This is a genomic window from Vibrio sp. SG41-7 (genome assembly GCF_014164465.1).
GTDB classification, from domain to species: Bacteria; Pseudomonadota; Gammaproteobacteria; order Enterobacterales; family Vibrionaceae; genus Vibrio; species Vibrio splendidus.
In genome coordinates, this window is sequence record NZ_JACJFF010000008.1 from 48,727 (window position 1) to 67,938 (window position 19,212).

The window sequence follows — 19,212 nt, forward strand, 5'->3', positions numbered from 1 at the left end:
TTATGCATAAAGAATCAAAAAAAATTTGAAAACTACCTTTAAACATCCTTAGTTATTGTGATTAAAGCAATTACGGCGGTGGAATGATGATAGACATGACGAGTTTGCTGCGTTCAATCGACAACAGCCACAAAGGGCTTCAATTGCTATTAGGCGATTTTTATAAGGACTTTTCAGACGCAGCGATCAACATAGAAATGCTTCATAAAAGTGACCGTTTTGATGAGCTCAACAACTACTCAAAGAGATTAAAGACCATCTTAACTTTACTGTGCGATCAAGACTTACCACCCAAAATGGCCAAATTGGAACATTTGAGTAAGCACGAATTCCCTGCACCAGAAGATCTTTTAGAGGATGTAAAAACTGAATTGCACAACGTCAATCGACAAATCAATCACTTGTTGGACATTAAGGAAGTAATAGATGACAAGTCATCGAGGTAGTCATGAGCAATAACCAAATAGAACATCACTTAAGAAAAGCGCTCGTTTCTAATAATGAGGCTTCTAAGGTCACAGCTGATGACACCATTGTGCTTGCAAGTGCCATGACCAGTGTTCACAAAACGTTGCTCATCATATTCCTACTCGCTTTAGTCGCTATCGCCGTGGCATCACAAGCGCGTATAGACATCGTCGTTTCTGTACGTGGTGAACTGTTATTGGAATCTGACGTTGAGAAGGTGCAACACCTAGAAGGCGGCATATTGGAAGAGATGTTAGTCCGAAAAGGAGAAGTCGTTTATGAAGGACAGCCGATCGCACGAATTCGCTCACTAGACCGCAACACACAACTCGATACCGTGAATACTGAAATTATTCAGATAGAGCTCGATAAGATTCGTTATGAAAGCTTACGCGACATGGTAGAACCCAACTTCGCTTCTTATATCGAAAAATTTCCAGAACAAGTTCAGGTCAACATGAATACATGGCGACAAGAGTTCTCTAAAAACCGTTCAAATGAAGAGCTCATTACCCACGATATTAAACACAAAAACTCCCTGATTAAATCAATGCTTAAGCGTCGTAAAAGTTCAGAGAACCAACTATCGCTCATTCGCAAACAACTCAACATCAAAAATACGCTTTATAAAGAAGAGATGGCGTCTTATGTCGACGTCCTCAACATGAAAGTACAAGAATCCAATATGGTACGTGAGATTGAGAACCTTGATGAGTCGGTCATGAACGAACGTTTTCAGCTCGACAAACTGGAAAAACAACACCGTGACTTGGTTGAAAATCGAAACTCCGAGTACCAAGCACAAATCATTCAAGCGAATAAAGATCTCAAGCTAAAACGTATCTTACAACCACAACATTCCGACAAGGTTGATCGACTGGTTGTCTACTCTCCGGTGGATGGTGTGGTCGACAAACTGCACTTCAATTTCCGTTCAGCTGTGATTCCGCCAGGCGAGAGTATCGCCGATATTGCCCCAATAAATAATTCGCTACACGGCGAAGCGAAGATTCCACGTAAAGACATGGGATTTGTAGAAATCGGACAGGCTGTGAAGGTAAAAATGGATACCTATAACTTCGCTAAATATGGATTTGTTGAGGGAACCATCGCCTCAATCAGCCGCTCGTCTTATGAAGAAGAAGACGCCGAATTCTATTTAGCAGAGATTGAAATTGACCGAAACTTTCTTGAACGAGGAGGCACTCAATACAAATTATCACCTTATATGGAATTTACCGCCGATGTAAAAACAGGTTCGCGTCGCGTGATCGAATACGCAGCGAAGCCAGTGATGTCTGCCATCGAAGATGCTTTCGATGAGAGGTAATCAATGAGCGGAAAACCTTCGTACAATATTTCTGTACCCGCCCTGCGACTGAGCATATTGTTTAGCATCGTACTGGCTGCGCTCGCTTTCTATTTATACTTTTCTTGGTCAAAAGTAGATTCAGTCGCGCAAGTGCAAAGTGCCCCACTGCTCATACAAGCTCAGAAGCTTAATCAGACCATCGAACAAGATATTCAAACTCTGCAGCAGTGCTTAAGTAACGACACTTGTGGTACTAACGAATTCAATCTAGTTAACTTGAAGCGTGAAATAGATGAATTTCGATCTTTAGCCTCTTTGAACAAAACTGAGTTCAGCTTGGTTGGCGCTACTGAATACACTCAACTTGAATTAGCGATTAACCGTTTCTCCGATAGCGCTAAAGCACGTGCCGATGTACTCGATTTATATCTCTCACTGACCAACAACTATCTGCAGATGGATGACAACTACCGCACCATGTTTAACAACCATGCGAGCGATTTGATGTCTGAGAAAAACGAGTTCTTCGTTTGGTTGTTTATGGTGGTCGTAATACTGGCCGTGATAACGGTTCTATCTAACGCTGTCGCCATGTTGAAACTGAAGAAATCCAGCTCTAACGAACGCGAAATCGACTATGAGTTCGATGCTCTGTATCAAGAACTAAAACAGTTAGATTTACAAAGGCTTGAAGAGCTTCTTAATGAAGTGAGCATCAACCCTAAGCAGCGCCAGATCTACTCTCACTTGAAGCTAATCTTCGGTAAATTGGAAGACCAAAAACGTAATAACGATCTCTACAAACAGTTGTATGCGTTAATCGGTTATGAGATTCGCGGAATCACCAATACCATCAACGGTGGTGTCCAATATCTGGTTCAAGAAACCGATGAAAACGGCGTATTGATGGCAAAGGATATTACCTCTGCATGTAGTACATTATCTGAGTTAGCAGAAAACTATAATCGTTTGATTTCACAGGGTACGGAAAGTAAATCGAAAGAATTTTCATTACTCAACGTATTGTCGGAATTGATGATTCATATCAGCGCCAAAATTCAACGAAATGAAGGCGAACTTGACTGCTTTATCTCTGACAACTTACCCAATCGCGTAGAAGGACAATCCACCAGCTTGTTCTGGATATTATTCCTGCAGCTTTCCAATGCCATTCAACTCAAATCAAATAAGAAGCTATTTGTGACGATTGAATCGGGTGCGGCGTCAGACATGGAAAATACCCGTGTCACCATCAATCTCAACTTCTTATCAACGCTGGATGTCTCTGTTGCCAAGCTCAATAAACTCCATTGGAGCGCACACAAAGACCATACAGCCAATACAGATGACTTAGCAAAAAGCGTTCTGAAAGATTACGGCTATTACGAGAGTCACTGGTTCCAGTCAGGGGCACAGGAACGTTTTCAGATTGAGCTTGATCTCAAGGCGAAGAATTTCCACACAGAAAAGACTCGCTTCGACGGTAAGCGTTTACTGCTGTGCGCCAACACTCAAGTTCGCATCGATGTGATGAAGAAAATGCTCAGTAATTTGGGGCTGGACATCACCGAGATTCGCACTGCCAATGAGTTATTTTCAGCGGCGAAGACCTTTGGTGATTACGATGCGATTATGCTCACCGATACCTTTGAACCCAACAAGTTACCGTCACTGAGTAAAACGGTGAAATCTCAACTTAAGAACCACCCAAATACCAAGTTGCTGTTATCGGTAACCAACACTCAGCATGCGCAAGAGTGTCACAGCTTCGTCGATAAGATCATCAACTCCCCTGCGATTCCTTATGAGTTTATTCCTAACTTGCTCACCATTATGGAAGCGGAAGCATCAGAAGAACAAATGGAGAACAGCTCATTCCTAATCGTAGAAGATGACCGAGTTCAGCAGATTTTACTTAAACGAATCCTTACCAAGCAAGAATATGAACCAGAAATGGTTGGCGATGGCGCTGACGCAGTGAAACACTTCATGAATAAACGTTCTGACATCATCTTTATGGATTGCATCATGCCGGGTATGGGCGGCATCGAAGCAACAAAACGTATTCGCCAGTTTGAACAAGAAAACGAGAAGAACCCTTGTACCATCATAGGTGCAACCGCATTGACCAGCAGTAACGAACACCAGGCTTGTATTGAAGCCGGAATGGATTACGTGATCAGCAAACCTTATAAAAGCGACCAAATCATCAAGGTGATCAACAAGTATGTGGCGGTACAAAAACTTAACTAGCAGCATTATGGCTGCGCTTGTATTAAGCACGACACCTTCAGCATCGGCGACTACCCTGCTTGAAGCGGTAGAGCTCGGCCTGCAAAACAGCCTGTCTCTTCGTGCGAGTGATAAGGGCGTGGAAGAAAACGAGTACAACATAGGGATCAGCCGATCTAAGTTTCTGCCTTCACTCAATGGTGCTGCCGATACCACATGGAACGAGAATGAAACCTTGCTATCAAGCGTACCCGATGAAACCTCTAGCTATAACTCAAACAGCTACAGCCTTTCTCTTTCGCAATCCATATTCAATCTTGGCGACATTTTTAAATATGGGACGGCTAAGCTTGACTTCAATATCGAAGAAGTGAAGCATGAGAACAAAATCCAAAGCACTATTTCGGAAATCGGGTCTCAATACTTTGAGTATTTGAAAAACAACGCACAGATAAAAGCGACTAAAGTTGAGCTTAAATCGTCTGAGACGCGTGAACATCAAATGCGACGTAATGTAGAGCTAGGTAACACCGCAGCCAGTGAGCTGTACGAAGTAATTGCTCAGAAAGAAGGCGTGTCGAACCGATTAAGAACCTTGCAAAAAGATCGACGTGTCATTCTCAACGGGCTCTCTATTCAAATTCAATACCCTATCACTCCGTCGCAAGACATATACGAAAGCGTACCGCTAAAAGAGATAAACGAAACCGAGCAACGGACGATCATGGATCAGGCGTTAAAGCTGAATAACGACTTGTTGGTGGCAAAGAAAAACGTAGAGAGAAGCCGCAGAAGCTTAAAAGAGAGCGGTTCAAACTTCTTACCGACCGTTTCGCTTTCAGCCAGCTATCGACATGATGACGCCAATAACTACGATAAAACCGACATTACAGCCACAGGCGAAAGTAACTCAACCAGTGTTGGCTTAAACCTCGCAGTGCCTATCTTGTCGGGTGGTTCTGATTACTATGGCTATCAAAAATCATCGACGGCCATCGAACGTACTGAGCTGCTTTACCAAGATTCGCTTTATACCACACGTAACAGCGTGAATACCTCAGTGCTCAACATTAACGATTTCTCGCAGTCTATAAGCAGTTTCGAAAACATCATTCGCGCCAACTACGCATCTTATAAAGGGATCCAAAGAGCCTACCAATTAGGCACGCGTACCATCACCGACTTGCTGGCGGCGGAAAGTAAACTGTTCAGCGCTTTGAGAGACTATGAAAGCGCACGATACGACTACATCATCGAGACCATCAAGCTTGAGCAAATTAAAGGCATACTCTCAATTCAATCGATAGAGAGCATCATGCAATTGATGAGCGATATTGAAGGGCGAAACAATCAAGATTTGGTGCCGAAACACCTTCTCTCAACCGATTCATTGAGAAAAGGCGGTCGTAATGCAAACTGAACAATTTTCGCAAAAGATCAATATGGCAGATAAGTGTTATCTGACTTTCTCAACGATAATATCGACCTTGTTTGGCTTGGTGCTGCCCTTCTCCATTCTGATCATTTTTGACCGAGTGTTACCCAACCAAGCACAAGATACTCTGTTCTTATTGTTCGCGATTATCTTGATTTCCATCTTTCTCGACTATCATTTGAAAAATCAGGAAGAGAAGATTTCCTCTGTCATCATGAGGCAGTTTGAGACCAACTTAACCAACAAGGTATTTCAATCCATCTGTTTGGCTGAGATCTCTAAATTCCGCCGTTTAGAACCGGGCGAATACCTAGAACGAATCTCAACCATTCCTGAACTTAAGACTTTCTTTGGTGGAGAGTCGGTTCGAGCGCTTATCAACCTTGCCGTCAGCGTGATCACTATCCTCATCATAGGACTCATCAACATATGGGCTGGCATTACCCTTCTTATTGCCTCTGTCATCTTGGCTATTTTTGCGTGGAGCCTTTCCAAACAAAAAATTGGTAGTTTGCAGAATAAGTCAGACATCGAAGGGTTAACCACCTCCAAAATCATCGAGATCATCTCTAGCCCGCTTGATATCAAAGCTCGAAATATGGAATACCGCGTTGAAAGCCTGATGACACAAATGGTCGAAGAGCGCGAAGTTGAGAACATCAAATATGAGCAGATTGAATCGAACTTCAGCCTAATATTGGCGCTCATCCAACAGCTTTCTATAGCTTGTGTTGTTGTGGTACTAGCAACGGCCGTTATCAATATGGAATCTAGCCAAGGCATCATGGCCGCGATCATCATGCTAACCAACCGTTATTTTGCGCCTTACCAACAAGTGATGCGCACCGCGAGCCGTTGGGAGTTAAACAAACTCCATATACAACGTATCGCCGAACTGCTTGAGCTGGCGGCTTCGGTTGAACATCAGCATGAGACAACAGAGGTTGAACGTATTTCGGTTAAGTATTCTGAAAAACAGCGTATCGAGTTCGAACTTGGGCAAGCCTATTTACTGACAGGGAAAAGTGGCTCAGGCAAAACACACCTTGCCAACTGTATTACTCGCCAGAACAGCGATAACAAACTGGACATCATGATTAATGACACGCCTCTCGATGACGTCAACTACAACGTTTGGCGTAACAGCGTGCTGATGGTCGATAAAACAAGCTCATTCGTGGAAGGGACCATTATTGATAATCTAACCTGCTTCCGACCAAGTTTGAATAATACGGCGTTTGCACTGTGCGAGACCATGAACATCAAGGCACAAATCGATGGGCTTCCTGCTGGTTTTTACACAGAACTCAAAGGCCACATGCGCAATCCATTCTCACGCCAAGTAGGTTACGCCTTATTATTGGTTCGCGCCCTGCTCGCCAGTAAGCGTGTATTGATATTTGATGATATCGATTGTGTCTATGATGAGGAATTTGCACGAGTGGTGCTGACCAGTACCGCCTATCGTGCCAATGACAAAATCCTAATCATCGCCAGTAATAAGATGGACAAACTAAACCACCGCCTCAAACGCGTAAAACTTACCGGAGGTGATCAATGAGCATCCTAGTTGATTTCAACAATGTTCCGCAGCGGGTGTTGGACTTTGAAGCAAGTGGTTATGATGAACGCTACAGTCAGTCACCGCTGATTCGTGGCTTAGCTTACACCTTAATTGCACTGGAATGGGAAGGCACGCCGTCTATTCTCAGTGACGCTTTTATTCCCAAACAAAAAGACAGTGACAGTTTTACTGCGACCATAGAGCGTCTTGGATACCGCTGTGATGTGACCAAGCTAAAGACTCTCGAGAATATCGATCAGTACCCTCACCCATGCTTTATTGAGATAGAGAACCTTAGCGCCATTTTCTTAGGTACTAAGGATGGAAAGTTACTCTTGTTTGATTACACGAACAACAACACCATTGAATACCCAATGTGTAAAAAGCCCTGTTTGCTGATTTCGATTAGCGAATATTCTCGTCTATTCCGCGAACCACCGCCGGAATCGCAAGACAGAAGCAATTGGATAAAATACGCTTTCTATCGTTATAACAACGAACTTAAAAGCTTGATCATACTCAGTTTCGTCATCAGTATACTGGGCGCGTTACAGCCTTTCTTTATTATGAGTGTGTATAACTTCGCGCTCACTTCGAGTTCTCAAGCAACGCTCTATTGGCTCACTTTATTTGCCATCATTGTTGGCTTCTCGGAGTATTTCTTCAAAAAGATGCGGGTCAACATCATTGCCACGTCCGGTAAAGATCTCGCGGTGCACATCTCACAAGCCGTAATATCGAAACTTCTCTGGCTGCCCTACGCGATGACGTCAACCGCTGGGGTTTCGTCTCAGTTGGCTCGTTTGAAAGATATCGATACCTTCCGACGCTTAGTGACCGCAGAATCAACGCTTAGCTATTTTGATATGCCGTTTGTGATTGTATTTATCATCGCGATTGCCCTGATGTCTGGTACCGCGGCATTGGTGGTAATGGGTGGTTTAATACTGATGCTAGTGTTCTGTATTTACTCTCGCTATATCTACTCGCAAGCCACGTCCAAAAGCTCGCGCGCCAATGCGATGGTTTCGTATCAATGGAATGAAATTCTTCGTGGTATCAAGACTATTCAAGGCCTACCTTTACTTCGTGTCGTTCAATCTCGGTTCAGTGCTTCACATATGCAAAGTACCAGTGATGCCGAGAACGTTGCCGTAACGAACAGTAAGATTCAGGCCGCTGGCGGCAGTTTGATCCAGGTGATTGGTACTGCAAGTATCGTGACCGCAGTAATCGGCGTAATGGAAGGGACTTCTGACGCTGGTGCGATGCTCGCGACAGTGATATTGGTTTGGAAGGCGTTAGGTCCGATCATGGGTATATACAACTCAATTTCTAAATTCCAGTCGATTAAGGCTTCATCAGCACAGATCAATAACTTAATGTCGATGAATGACGATAAACTGACCTTAGAGAAGAGCCCGCCTATTCGCTTGTTCCAAGGTAGCATTGTTGGCAGTGGTGTCAGTCATCGTTACACAGGTGCGGCGACCGGCTTAACCAACCTTGGTTTTAAGATACCACCCAGTGGAAAAGTCGTCATTTGTGGCCCTACCGGTTGTGGGAAAACAACACTCATCTCAATCATTGCTGGCTTAGAGGATCGTTATCAAGGCGCAGTATCCGTTGACGGCTACAACATCAAGCAGTTCAATAGCTACCGTTATCGCACCTCAATTAACTACATCCCTTTTAACCTGCATATTTTTGAAGGCTCACTAGAAACCAACTTCATTCTGCATAACGGTCTCATTCCAACAGAGAAGATGCAAGAGATGGTGAGCTTCTTCGAACTGGACGAATGGCTACCAGAAGGCTTAGCGACTCAATTGAGTGTCGATAAGTGCAAAGGTCTTCCAAATGGAATTCAGCAAAAGCTTCGTTTGGCCCTTGGCTTGGGCAACTGTGAGCAATCTCTGATAATCATTGATGAGCCCTTCAATGGTGCCGAGCAAGAAAACGCGCAATACTTTAACCGTTTGTTTAGCGATAAGTTGCTGAATAAGACAGTCATTTTTTCGACCAATGATCCCGGCTTAATCGCCACATCCAACATGAGTTTGGTTCTAGAGCCAGATGGAAACTTGAAATATTTTGGCTTAACAGACAAATACTTAAACAGTTTGAGCTAAATCATAACGCTTACTCACAATTCGTCATTTCGCGACATGGATGTAATTGACAAAATCATAAGTGAGAGAGATGATTCGATCCAATACCACAGGTAACAAGGAAACAAATGTACACATTCGTTGCAGACAAGCTTGATGTTGCTTACTTATCCGCAATTCCTGAGAATCATATATTTCAGGGCTGTGACGTGCCTGAAGAAGAAATCGAACTTCGAGAGATCATTGAGATTTGGTACGAATGTTCATTCCTGCCTGCTTTCAATCTTCAGAAAATTGTTATCGAAAACAAAGCTGAGCTCACAGTTGTACAAACACATGTTTTGAGCAACGATACGAGCACGCTCGCCTTTCTACTCAAAAACAGAACATATCGCGCCGCGTTGAACAGAATGCTCGGTATTTGGACATTAGAACCCTCTGCAAAAACGGTTTTAGAGCAACTTCTTTTCGAACTAAGCCTTGATACAAAACGCCCTCATTAACACGAATTTTAAGTAATTCATCAATAAGCATAAAATTAAACAAACTGCCAAACGCTATAAATTACTAATAAAAGAACGTATATCAAAATAAGCTCTGGAATCACAAGAACTTATACCCCTCCCACACTTCTATTAAATTTGCGGTTTCAAAGTTTCCATATCGGCATTTTTATTCTACTGTTTTTATATAAAAACAGTTGGATGGATCCTTATATGGCGATTACGGTCTGGAATAACCTTTCAGTCAAACATAAACTCTTTGGCTTAGTTCTACTTCCCATTTCATTACTACTCTTCCTCGCAGGTAGACAAGCTTATATTTTAACGACTCAGTTGACCGATTTTGAGCGAACCAATCAGTTATCTGTGTATCTTCAAGATATCTCGGTTCTGTATCGAAGTACTTTGGCCTCAAGTCCGGAAGAGTTCGCGATACAGAGCGGTCAAGCAAAGGCAGAATTAGAGAACCTGTCTCCAATCATTTTTTTAGATGCTTCTGATGAGATTAATCAACTGGTTGCCGACTTCAGCGAAGCAACCTTATCGACAATGCAAGCCACTGACAGCTACGATAAATTGGATGCCCTTGAGTGGCAGAGCGACTTATACAAGCAGTTATTGCTCGAAATAGAAAAAGTCCCATTCGAAAACACCAAGCGGGGAATTCAACAACACCTCACCGCATTGCAGCAACTGGAATGGCTGATGTTCTGGTCAAACGAAGAATTTAAGCTGGGTACCTCTCTGATTGAGATATTCCAAAGCAGCCAAGAATACGATCCAGAACTTGCAGAACAGATTGAAACTTTGAGTGAAAGACAGCAATTGTTCTTAGAACGCTTTGTGTCATTGAATGCCAATGAACACCAAGTGTCGTTGATGGTTGAAGTTTTTCGAAATGATGTTTTTGCTCAAAGCCAAGAGATTAGAAGCGCGCTACTCGACCTAAACACAATCAGCCAACTGACTCCACAAGAAGTCTCAGTTGGATTAGAGGCGATGAGTGCTCGACTTAACTTATTACAAAGCCTTGGCGGCGTGATTAAACAAGAATTCCAACAAGAAGTTGAGCAAGCCATCTATAACGCACAAATACAGCGAACCCTGTTTATTTCAATCGTTGCTTTACTCGCAACCATCGTAATGGGGCTCACCTTAACGTTAGCGAGACAAGTGACTAATAACCTAAAATTGGTGTTGGACTTTTTGAAAAGTGAGAGCGACGAAACCCGCCCCTCTTTGGAGAAGCTAATACAAGGTAAAGATGAACTCAGTGTGTTTGCTCAGAAAGTCGAACGACTCACCATTGAACGAGAACACGCAAAAGAGAAATTAACCTTAGCCGTAGAAGACGCAGAGAAAGCCAAAGACCACGCAATACAAGCTAGCAAAGCGAAAAGCAGCTTCTTAGCCAATATTTCTCATGAAATTCGTACCCCACTCAATGGCGTTATTGGTATTTCCGAGATTCTTGCAGATACCCCACTCACACCCACACAGCGTGATTATGTGGATACGATTGAAACTTCATCCCAACTGCTACTGAGCTTGATCAACGATATCTTAGACTTCTCGAAGATTGAATCTGGCATGCTGTTAATCAGCCCGCACTCGGCGTCGATTAGAGAATCGATATACGACATAGCCTCTATTGTTGCGCCAAAAGCTAAAGAGCAAAAAATATCGGTTAACGTCGATATCAGCCCTGATACACCAGCTCGCGTGATGATCGACGATCACCGCTTAAGACAGATCCTAATGAACTTTATGTCGAATGCAGTGAAGTTTACGGCTGAAGGTGGCGTAACACTGTCGATCAAAACACTCGAACAATCTGATGATAATGTCACCATTCGATTTGCCGTTCGCGACACAGGTATTGGTATCGGCAAGCAACAACAGAAACAAATATTCGAGCCCTTTGCTCAAGAAGATGACTCAACTACACGTCAATTTGGCGGTACTGGTCTTGGCCTCGCCATCAGTACACAGTTGGTCGAACTGATGGGTGGCCAGATTCAGCTCGATTCAGTCAAGGGGGAAGGCAGTTGTTTCTACTTCGACTTAGAATTACCCGTTGACATGATGCTACCGAAACCAAGCACGGCAACCGCTGACATTTATGTTCTGGGTAACGAGAACATGCTTTCTACACGAATAGAATGCGACCTTAACCTTTATGGCTTAAAGGTAACTCAGCGAACGAATAACACTTCCGCGATGACCGAACAACTCGCGACTCAGAAACACAATAAACCGATTACTGTCGTTTTCGCTGAAGATGATGCATTCCTAGCTAATACCCACGCAGATAACTTAGCTAAGCTGCACCAAAATGGCATCACTATCTGTTTGATACGTTCTTTCTTAAGTGAGCCTGCGGATCTTGGCGACAACGTTACTGCACAAGTCGCACAGCCCCTACTCGGCTTACGTTTAATTAAAGCTATTGAGCTCTGTGATACGCAGGGTTTAGCCGAGCTTTCAGAGGCAAGCCAACAACCTCTAGAGATCCAACACAAGATACTCATCGTCGAAGACAACAAGATCAACCAAAAAATTGCTGGGCTTCATGTCGGTAAAAGTGGTTTTGAATTCGAGTTCGCTAATAATGGTCAAGAAGCTGTGGACATGTTCACCGCAAACCCTCATTACGCAGTGATACTGATGGACTGTATGATGCCCGTCATGGATGGCTTTGAAGCGACAAGCAACATTCGACGCGTTGAAAAAGAGACCAACGCCACGCGCCGTATCCCTATCATCGCCTTAACCGCCAGTGTGATTGATGATGATATTCAAAAGTGTTTCGACGTAGGTATGGATGACTATGTACCAAAGCCATTCAAATTTGAAATGCTAAAAGAAAAAGTACTTGCCGCCGTTGAAGCGATGCCACTTCCTGCTGCCTACAAAACTAAATCTACGAAAAAACCCGCGACCGTAACGCCGATTCTTAATGCTTCAGCTAAGCGAACATTGCCAGAAGAAAGAGTGCAAAACACGGTTCCGAGTAAATCTGAAAGAATACTGCTCGTCGAAGACAATCGAGTTAACCAAAAAGTCGCTTCTGTGATGTTAACAAAGGCCGGCTACGCGTTTGAAATCGCCGACAACGGACAAATCGCCGTCGACATGTACCAAAACGACAGTAGCTTCGACATTATTCTAATGGATTGCATGATGCCCGTTATGGACGGCTTCACTGCGACCAAAGAGATCAGAGAGCATGAGAAAAACCTAGGCTTAAGCAAAACGCCTATCATCGCGTTAACCGCCAGTGTTATCGACGATGATATTCAAAAGTGCTTTGATTCAGGCATGGATGGATATGTAGCGAAGCCCGTAAGAAAAGAAAAGCTATTCCATCAAATAGAAAGTGCGACTTGTTAGGAGATACCCATGGATTGGATTAGAACAATAAAAACACTTCCCCGCAGAGTCATGTTGCCAGTCACGGTAGGGCTATTAGGAAGCTTGCTTCTTCTCAGCCCTGCTCACGCCGCTGAAGATTATGCCATATTTTCTTTAGACTCCGGATTTGAAGAGATATCAATAAACAAAGCGCGAAAGCTCTATAGAGGGAAAACTAAACGCCTCAATGGCAAACGTGTTGAACTGTCTGATTGGCCTGAGAACAGTGCCGAAAGAGAGGACTTTTATCAGCTTTTGCTTGGAAAAAATGCAGCTCAAATGAATGCACACTGGGCTGGTTTATCTTTTTCAGGAAAAGCGCGTTATCCAAGAGAAATCAAAACGGCGTCAACCGACAGCTTAGTGGACTGGCTTGATGACAAACCAAACCGTATTGGTTACTCCCCACTCTCTTCGGTCCCTCAAAATGCCAACATTCTCTACGTTATAAGTTCGGAGAAATAATATGAAAAGAATAATTACGTCAGTACTGTGTGCTTCAGTTGCCTCTCCGGCTTTTGCGATTATTGAACTTACCGATAATTTTTCGTTAAGCGGATTCGGTTCTACTTCTTGGGCAACCTCAGATAACGATAATCCATTAATCATCAACCGCGGTTTTACCGATGAAAATTGTTACGACTGTGATACCACATTTGGGGTTCAGTTAGACTACTTCTACAACTCATTCAAAGCTTCTGTGCAAGTTGTCAAACCACCCCAATATGATTGGAGTGACCCTCAACTCGAATGGGCTTACCTCGGATACGAGTTTAACGACTTCGATGTAAGTATTGGACGCTTAAGGCTGCCACTGTTCCTTGCCTCTGAATACTACTATGTCGGCCAAGCCTATATGACGGCGAGACCCCCTACAGAGGTATATAACGCCGTATTAGGTATCACTGCCTTCAATGGTATCAAAGTGAGCTGGACTCATGATGTAAGCGATGAAGCTACCCTACTACTCTCTCCGTTTTTCGGAATTAAAGATAACAATGAAGTCGACTTCAATTCGACAACTGAGCTTGAATTTGAAACCAATCGAATGTTTGGTGCCAATCTACAATTGAGTGGAGAAGATTATCGTTGGAATTTGTCATTCCTCGATTCCAATTTTGACCAAACCGTAAAGATTAAAAACATCGGTTCACTTCCAACAGCAGACAACCAACACATCCAACTTTGGTCGTTAGGTGCTGAGTACGAATTCGGCCAAGCTGTACTTGCCAGTGAAGGGCAAATCAGCGACTTCTCTTCATCCATGTACGCAAGTCTTGGTTACCACTTAGGGTCATTCACGCCTTACGTCGTTTATGGCGCACAATTTGACTCCAATGAACACTTAGAGGGGAACAGCTACTTAATTGGCGTTGACTATGATGTGTTACCTAACGTGTCTATTAATGGTGAAGTGCAATATTTTGAGGCTCGTAAAGCAAACGGTGCCTTTGTTGAGGATTTCAATGCACTTACTGGTTTTGATGACAAAGATGCCGTCCTTTACACCATCATGTTGAGTTTCGTTTTCTAATCAAGCGTGAAAATAATCGACATTAGAAATAAAAGCCCAAGCTAATCAAACAGTCTGGGCTTTTTTATGTCTTTGAATTGTCATGCTTAACAAGCCATAACATTGGTCTTAACTCTCCTTTCATCCAGAAATATTGAGATGATTTCATTCCAATGTCAGCAGCGTCAGCATTGTGTAAGAAGGCTGCAAACTCACGAACTTCACCGCCTTTATTCAGTCAACCTAAGAGCGAATAAACAGATACCTTAAACGGAGAACGCATGCGAATAGCGACTTTATCTTTAAGTTTGGTTTCAGCGGTCGGTTTCGCGGCTGAGCCAAATCCTTTTCCAATTACGCCAGATGAAAGTGGCGAAGAGTTTATGGCAAGTGCAACGAATCCATATGTAAGCAGCACTGGGTATTCGATACTCAAAAAAGGCGGTAATGCGGTCGACGCGATGGTGGCGATGCAGATGACAATGTCGGTGGTTGAACCGGATATGACTGGGATTGGCGGTGGTACTTTTGCGCTGTTTTACCAAAAAGACAAAGATCAATTCCTCGCACTTGATGGACGAGATGAAGCCCCTTCAACTGCTACTCCAGACATGTTCATGGAAAATGGAAAAGCACTAAGTCGAAACGAGATTTTAGGGGCTCGTTCTGTAGCGGTTCCCGGCACACTTCGTTTGCTCTATAGCACTCATCAACAATACGGAAAACTGCCATGGTCTGAGCTTGTTCAACCCGCAATTGAACTGGCGAGTAAGGGCTACGCGATGAACAGCTACACCTACGACATCGTGGTTCGTGAACAAGAACGATTGATTGAAGATCCAGAAATCGAAGCCCTGTATTGGAATAGCGACCAAATCAAACCAACCGGCACATTGATGAAAAACCCTAAGCTTGCCGACACTCTGAGCAACATTGCCCAACAAGGCGATAAGTACCTTTATGGTGGCGAGTTTGGTAAGCACATCGTTGAAACTGTGAACAGCAGAATCGATGCCGACCACGCAAAGCTCTCAATAGAAGATTTTGAACAGTACCAAGTGAAACAACGTGAGGTTATCGAAAGCGACTATCGTGGCAACAAGATTGTCTCGTTCGGTTATCCAGCTTCTGGTGGCGTGATGGTTGCTCAAAGCCTTGAAATGTTAGAAGCTTATGACTTAGCCGATATGTCTAAAACCGATGTTGAACCTTGGCGCTTGATGACCGAAGCCATGAGAATAGCCAAAGCCGATCGCATCGCTTATGCCGGTGACCCAGATTACATCGAAGCGCCAGTTGCTGCCCTACTCGACAAAACCTACATCGATGAGCGACGTAAGCTCATTCCGGAAAGTGGCATTGCGAAAACAACGCCAAAAGCAGGCAAGCTAACCGATACTGATTACGCTCAGTATCAAGGTTTTGAGAGCCAAGATACCGGGCACATATCCATCATCGACAAAGACGGTAATGCCATTGCAATGACCAGCACCGTCGGCACAGGTATGGGATCAGGGGTAATGGTCGATGGTGTGATTCTTAACGCACAAATGGCAAACTTCTCCACCAAACCCACCATAAACGGTAAACCGACTCAAAACTCTATTGAAGCAGGTAAGCGACCTCGTTCCGCGATCACCCCGTTAATGGTTATGGATAAAAAAGACGACCTGCGTTTAGTGGTTGGTTCTCCTGGTAGCTCACAAATTCCGGGGTATGTGTTAAAAACCGTGGTTGGTGTTTTAGATTGGGATCTGTCTGCGCAGGAAGCAATTGACCTTCCAAACATCCAATACGGCACCAAGATAGATCGCACCAAACCTTATGACCCAACGGGTTTATTGGTCGAGAAGAAGACTTACGCTGAAATGTTGGTTCCAGAATTTATGCAGCTCGGTTACCCAGTACATGTCATTCCAGTGGTCAGCGGTTTGAACGCCATTGAAATCAAAGATGGCAAGATCCATGGCGCGACAGACAGACGCCGTGCATCCACCTCAATGGGCGAATAATTTAACTTAACGGGTGAGAGAATAAGCTCACCCACTTTAGATGTTTCCAACTTGTGCCTTGCTTTAATAGACATTCCAAACAGAACTCTAGATCCAAAAAAGCCAGTCGAATATTTCGACTGGCTTTTCATAAGCGGCTTATCAATTTACTCATTCAAATATTATGAGCTTGGCGCTACTCGCTTCTCTTTCAGCTGTTCAATAACATAATCAGGAGCCACTTTACCTAGCTCACTTAAGCAATCATCGGTCTTGTCGTTGCCGTATCGCACGTAGATATCACATACCGCGTATAACTGCTCTGGAGAACCAGAGATCAAATACGCCTTCTCGAACGATTTAGTCGACTTGTCGATATCCAACTCTTCTTGTAGTACCCCATTCAGATACCAGTAATAGCTGTTATCTTTTGCAAGTTCTGCTGCTACTTCAATCTCTTTGGCTGCTGCTGCCTTGTCTTCAAGGCGAACCAAAGTTAATGACTTAGAATAGTGCATCGCTGCATTGTCCGGCACGTTCTTCAAACCACGATCCAACACCTCGACCGCTTGTTGATCTTTATTCTGAGCTCGGAAGTTATCCGCGTAGCTCAGCCAAACTTGAGGGTCTTTCTGGTGAGTATTAATCAACTCAAGATAAATCGTTTCCGCTTTATCCCATTCATTGTGCCAACGGAGCACGTCAGCGAACAACAATTGAAACTTTTCAGATTCTTGTGATTCCAAGAATGTGATTAACTCAGCGACGGGTTGTTCAATTTGTGCTTTCTGTTCTTTATCTAACGTATTGTAATCACGTACTAAGTTCGATGTTGCCGAGTGACGAACCATAGAATCTGTATCGCTCAGCAAAGGCGAAACTAACGCCCAACGGTGCTCAAGTTGATATGGCGAAGAACCGATAATCGAAGCCTCTCGAACTTCAGGGTTTTGATCTTTCAAACCTCTTGCAACCGCCACCAGCGCATTCTGGCTTGGGTATGAAGCAAGCTCTTGCAGTGCACCAGTACGATTCTCTATAGATTGGTTCTGATCTTGTGCCATGTAAGACAACTGTTGAATACGGGTTTGTGTGTCCGTCATTTCGAGCACTTGATTGATATTTTTTGCCGGTGCGTCAACAGTTTGCTGAACGCTATTCGCTGCCATTGCTGACGTTGAAATCAATGCGGACGTTGAAACTAATAAAGCAACAGCCGTCGCTAAACTCTTCTTCATCATAGTATTACCTTAAACTGGAGAACTTAGCCTGTCCTTAGACTCGTATCTGATTAAATTTGTCTTAGACCTGTTGACCCAAAAAACGAGTTAAAACTTGGTCTCGAACGTAGTTTGTTGCGCCTGTTTTGCACGATGTGCCATCAATACTGAGTCACTGAATTTGCCATGAGCAACCGGATGCCCCATCGCACGAGCGATATAAGCCATCGACTTGTCGACATGAGAAAAGAACTTGTGCCAACCTGCACATAAGTAGTTCAAGCCCGGTTCGCCTGCGCGAGTTTTGATAAAGCGGTTTTTAGGACATTCACCATGACAAGCAAACTTGTAATCACACTGCTGACATTGACTGGTCATTGTGCGTGATTTAGCGAAACCAAACTTTTGCTGTGGTGCGCTGTACGCCAAGTCATCAAGCTTCTCGTGATGAATATTGCCAATCTTGTATTCAGGGTAAACATAGTGGTCGCATGAGAATACGTCGCCATTAGGCTCCATCGCGAGGCCTTTACCGCAGATTTCATTCAGAGTACAAAGCGGGTTAGGACGCCCTATCCATGTTTCTAAACTTGCTTCAAAATACTGAACGAACACTTTACCGATGTCGTTCTTCGCCCACTCATCAAATACAGAAATAAGGAAGTTACCCCAAGCCAAGTCCGACACACACCACGATTCCATGATCGAGTCTTTATGGCCTGGGATCAGACGTTTGTCGCCTTGTTTAAGCTGCTCACTCACTTGAGACGTTTGTGGCGCAACCGTTCTAAAGGTTTTTTGCTCAACGATAGGGATAAACTGCATTTGCGGTGACTTCACCACATCACGTAGGAAGCGATACACCTCAAGTGCATTTTGACTGGTGAGGTTATTCACACAAGTCAGCGTTGCGAATTTCACTTGATGTTTGTGCAGCAGTTCAACGGCCGCCATCACTTGTTTGAATGTACCACGGCCTGCTCTGTTGACACGATACGCGTTGTGTAGCATTTCAGGGCCATCAATACTCAAGCCGATTAGGAAATTGTTCTTTGCTAAGAATCGGCCCCAGTCGTCATTCAATAATGTGCCATTGGTTTGCAGATCATTTGAAATCAACACCCCTTCAGGTCGGTACTTTTTCTGTAGTTCAACCACTCTTTCAAAGTACGCTAAACCCAGCATGGTCGGTTCACCGCCCTGCCATGAGAAGATAATTTCAGGCGTATTTTGACCTTCGATGTATTGTCGGATGTAGGTTTCTAACGTCTCATCATCCATTCTTGGAGAACTGCCTTTCTTGTACTCCAACAAATCTTGCTTACTTAGGTAATAACAATATTTACAGTCAATGTTGCACGCTGCGCCAATTGGCTTAGCCATAACATGCAAGCGTTTAGACGCTTTACCATTGTATTGTGGACCTTGAGTAATGTGCATGATTTATCT

The 19,212-nt window shown here is 43.8% G+C and carries 13 protein-coding genes; 11 read left to right on the forward strand and 2 right to left on the reverse strand.

Going from position 1 to position 19,212, the window contains the following annotated elements; genetic code table 11:
* Positions 1-83: 83 nt before the first annotated feature.
* The 11 genes from H5300_RS03645 (at position 84) to ggt (ending at position 16,564) form a co-directional block, all read left to right on the forward strand.
* Positions 84-446 carry a hypothetical protein gene (locus H5300_RS03645; RefSeq protein WP_102441160.1) on the forward strand — a complete coding sequence of 121 codons (363 nt, stop codon included), beginning with the start codon at positions 84-86 and terminating at the stop codon, positions 444-446.
* 2 nt (positions 447-448) lie between these two features.
* Complete coding sequence (locus tag H5300_RS03650; protein WP_004730526.1) at positions 449-1,798, forward strand: HlyD family type I secretion periplasmic adaptor subunit; 1,350 nt, start codon at positions 449-451, stop codon at positions 1,796-1,798.
* A 3-nt stretch (positions 1,799-1,801) separates the two neighbouring features.
* Complete coding sequence (locus H5300_RS03655; RefSeq protein WP_004730524.1) at positions 1,802-4,033, forward strand: response regulator; 2,232 nt, start codon at positions 1,802-1,804, stop codon at positions 4,031-4,033.
* Entirely contained in the window at positions 4,008-5,432 is a 1,425-nt protein-coding gene (locus tag H5300_RS03660) for a TolC family protein (RefSeq protein WP_182795444.1), read from the forward strand. The genes H5300_RS03655 and H5300_RS03660 overlap by 26 nt, the downstream gene beginning before the upstream one ends.
* A complete protein-coding gene (locus tag H5300_RS03665) occupies positions 5,422-7,008 on the forward strand; it encodes an ABC transporter transmembrane domain-containing protein (RefSeq protein ID WP_017081154.1) in 1,587 nt (528 codons plus the stop codon). The genes H5300_RS03660 and H5300_RS03665 overlap by 11 nt, the downstream gene beginning before the upstream one ends.
* On the forward strand, positions 7,005-9,143 hold the full coding sequence (locus H5300_RS03670; RefSeq protein ID WP_182795445.1) for an ATP-binding cassette domain-containing protein: 2,139 nt from the start codon (positions 7,005-7,007) through the stop codon (positions 9,141-9,143). The genes H5300_RS03665 and H5300_RS03670 overlap by 4 nt, the downstream gene beginning before the upstream one ends.
* Before the next feature lie 107 nt (positions 9,144-9,250).
* Complete coding sequence (locus H5300_RS03675; RefSeq protein ID WP_182795446.1) at positions 9,251-9,625, forward strand: hypothetical protein; 375 nt, start codon at positions 9,251-9,253, stop codon at positions 9,623-9,625.
* A 213-nt stretch (positions 9,626-9,838) separates the two neighbouring features.
* Positions 9,839-13,018 carry a response regulator gene (locus tag H5300_RS03680; protein WP_182795447.1) on the forward strand — a complete coding sequence of 1,060 codons (3,180 nt, stop codon included), beginning with the start codon at positions 9,839-9,841 and terminating at the stop codon, positions 13,016-13,018.
* Between the two features lie 9 nt (positions 13,019-13,027).
* Entirely contained in the window at positions 13,028-13,504 is a 477-nt protein-coding gene (locus H5300_RS03685) for a hypothetical protein (protein ID WP_004730514.1), read from the forward strand.
* 1 nt (position 13,505) lies between these two features.
* Entirely contained in the window at positions 13,506-14,573 is a 1,068-nt protein-coding gene (locus H5300_RS03690; protein WP_102449444.1) for a sulfate ABC transporter permease, read from the forward strand.
* Positions 14,574-14,833: 260 nt separating this feature from the next.
* On the forward strand, positions 14,834-16,564 hold the full coding sequence (gene ggt, locus H5300_RS03695) for a gamma-glutamyltransferase (RefSeq protein WP_182795448.1): 1,731 nt from the start codon (positions 14,834-14,836) through the stop codon (positions 16,562-16,564).
* A 161-nt stretch (positions 16,565-16,725) separates the two neighbouring features.
* On the opposite strand, the gene H5300_RS03700 is transcribed toward ggt, so the two are convergent.
* Both H5300_RS03700 and H5300_RS03705 read right to left on the reverse strand, forming a co-directional pair.
* Positions 16,726-17,784, reverse strand: a complete 1,059-nt coding sequence (locus H5300_RS03700) for a HEAT repeat domain-containing protein (protein ID WP_108123177.1) — start codon at positions 17,782-17,784, stop codon at positions 16,726-16,728.
* Between the two features lie 87 nt (positions 17,785-17,871).
* A complete protein-coding gene (locus tag H5300_RS03705) occupies positions 17,872-19,203 on the reverse strand; it encodes an anaerobic sulfatase maturase (protein ID WP_004730505.1) in 1,332 nt (443 codons plus the stop codon).
* Positions 19,204-19,212 lie beyond the last annotated feature (9 nt).

Coding starts and splice junctions, on each gene's coding strand:
- H5300_RS03670 (WP_182795445.1), top strand. CDS start 7,005: ATGAGCATCCTAGTTGATTTCAACAATGTTCCGCAGCGGGTGTTGGAC.
- H5300_RS03685 (WP_004730514.1), top strand. CDS start 13,028: ATGGATTGGATTAGAACAATAAAAACACTTCCCCGCAGAGTCATGTTG.
- H5300_RS03650 (WP_004730526.1), top strand. CDS start 449: ATGAGCAATAACCAAATAGAACATCACTTAAGAAAAGCGCTCGTTTCT.
- H5300_RS03655 (WP_004730524.1), top strand. CDS start 1,802: ATGAGCGGAAAACCTTCGTACAATATTTCTGTACCCGCCCTGCGACTG.
- H5300_RS03705 (WP_004730505.1), bottom strand. CDS start 19,203: ATGCACATTACTCAAGGTCCACAATACAATGGTAAAGCGTCTAAACGC.
- H5300_RS03690 (WP_102449444.1), top strand. CDS start 13,506: ATGAAAAGAATAATTACGTCAGTACTGTGTGCTTCAGTTGCCTCTCCG.
- H5300_RS03645 (WP_102441160.1), top strand. CDS start 84: ATGATGATAGACATGACGAGTTTGCTGCGTTCAATCGACAACAGCCAC.
- H5300_RS03665 (WP_017081154.1), top strand. CDS start 5,422: ATGCAAACTGAACAATTTTCGCAAAAGATCAATATGGCAGATAAGTGT.
- H5300_RS03700 (WP_108123177.1), bottom strand. CDS start 17,784: ATGATGAAGAAGAGTTTAGCGACGGCTGTTGCTTTATTAGTTTCAACG.
- ggt (WP_182795448.1), top strand. CDS start 14,834: ATGCGAATAGCGACTTTATCTTTAAGTTTGGTTTCAGCGGTCGGTTTC.
- H5300_RS03675 (WP_182795446.1), top strand. CDS start 9,251: ATGTACACATTCGTTGCAGACAAGCTTGATGTTGCTTACTTATCCGCA.
- H5300_RS03660 (WP_182795444.1), top strand. CDS start 4,008: ATGTGGCGGTACAAAAACTTAACTAGCAGCATTATGGCTGCGCTTGTA.
- H5300_RS03680 (WP_182795447.1), top strand. CDS start 9,839: ATGGCGATTACGGTCTGGAATAACCTTTCAGTCAAACATAAACTCTTT.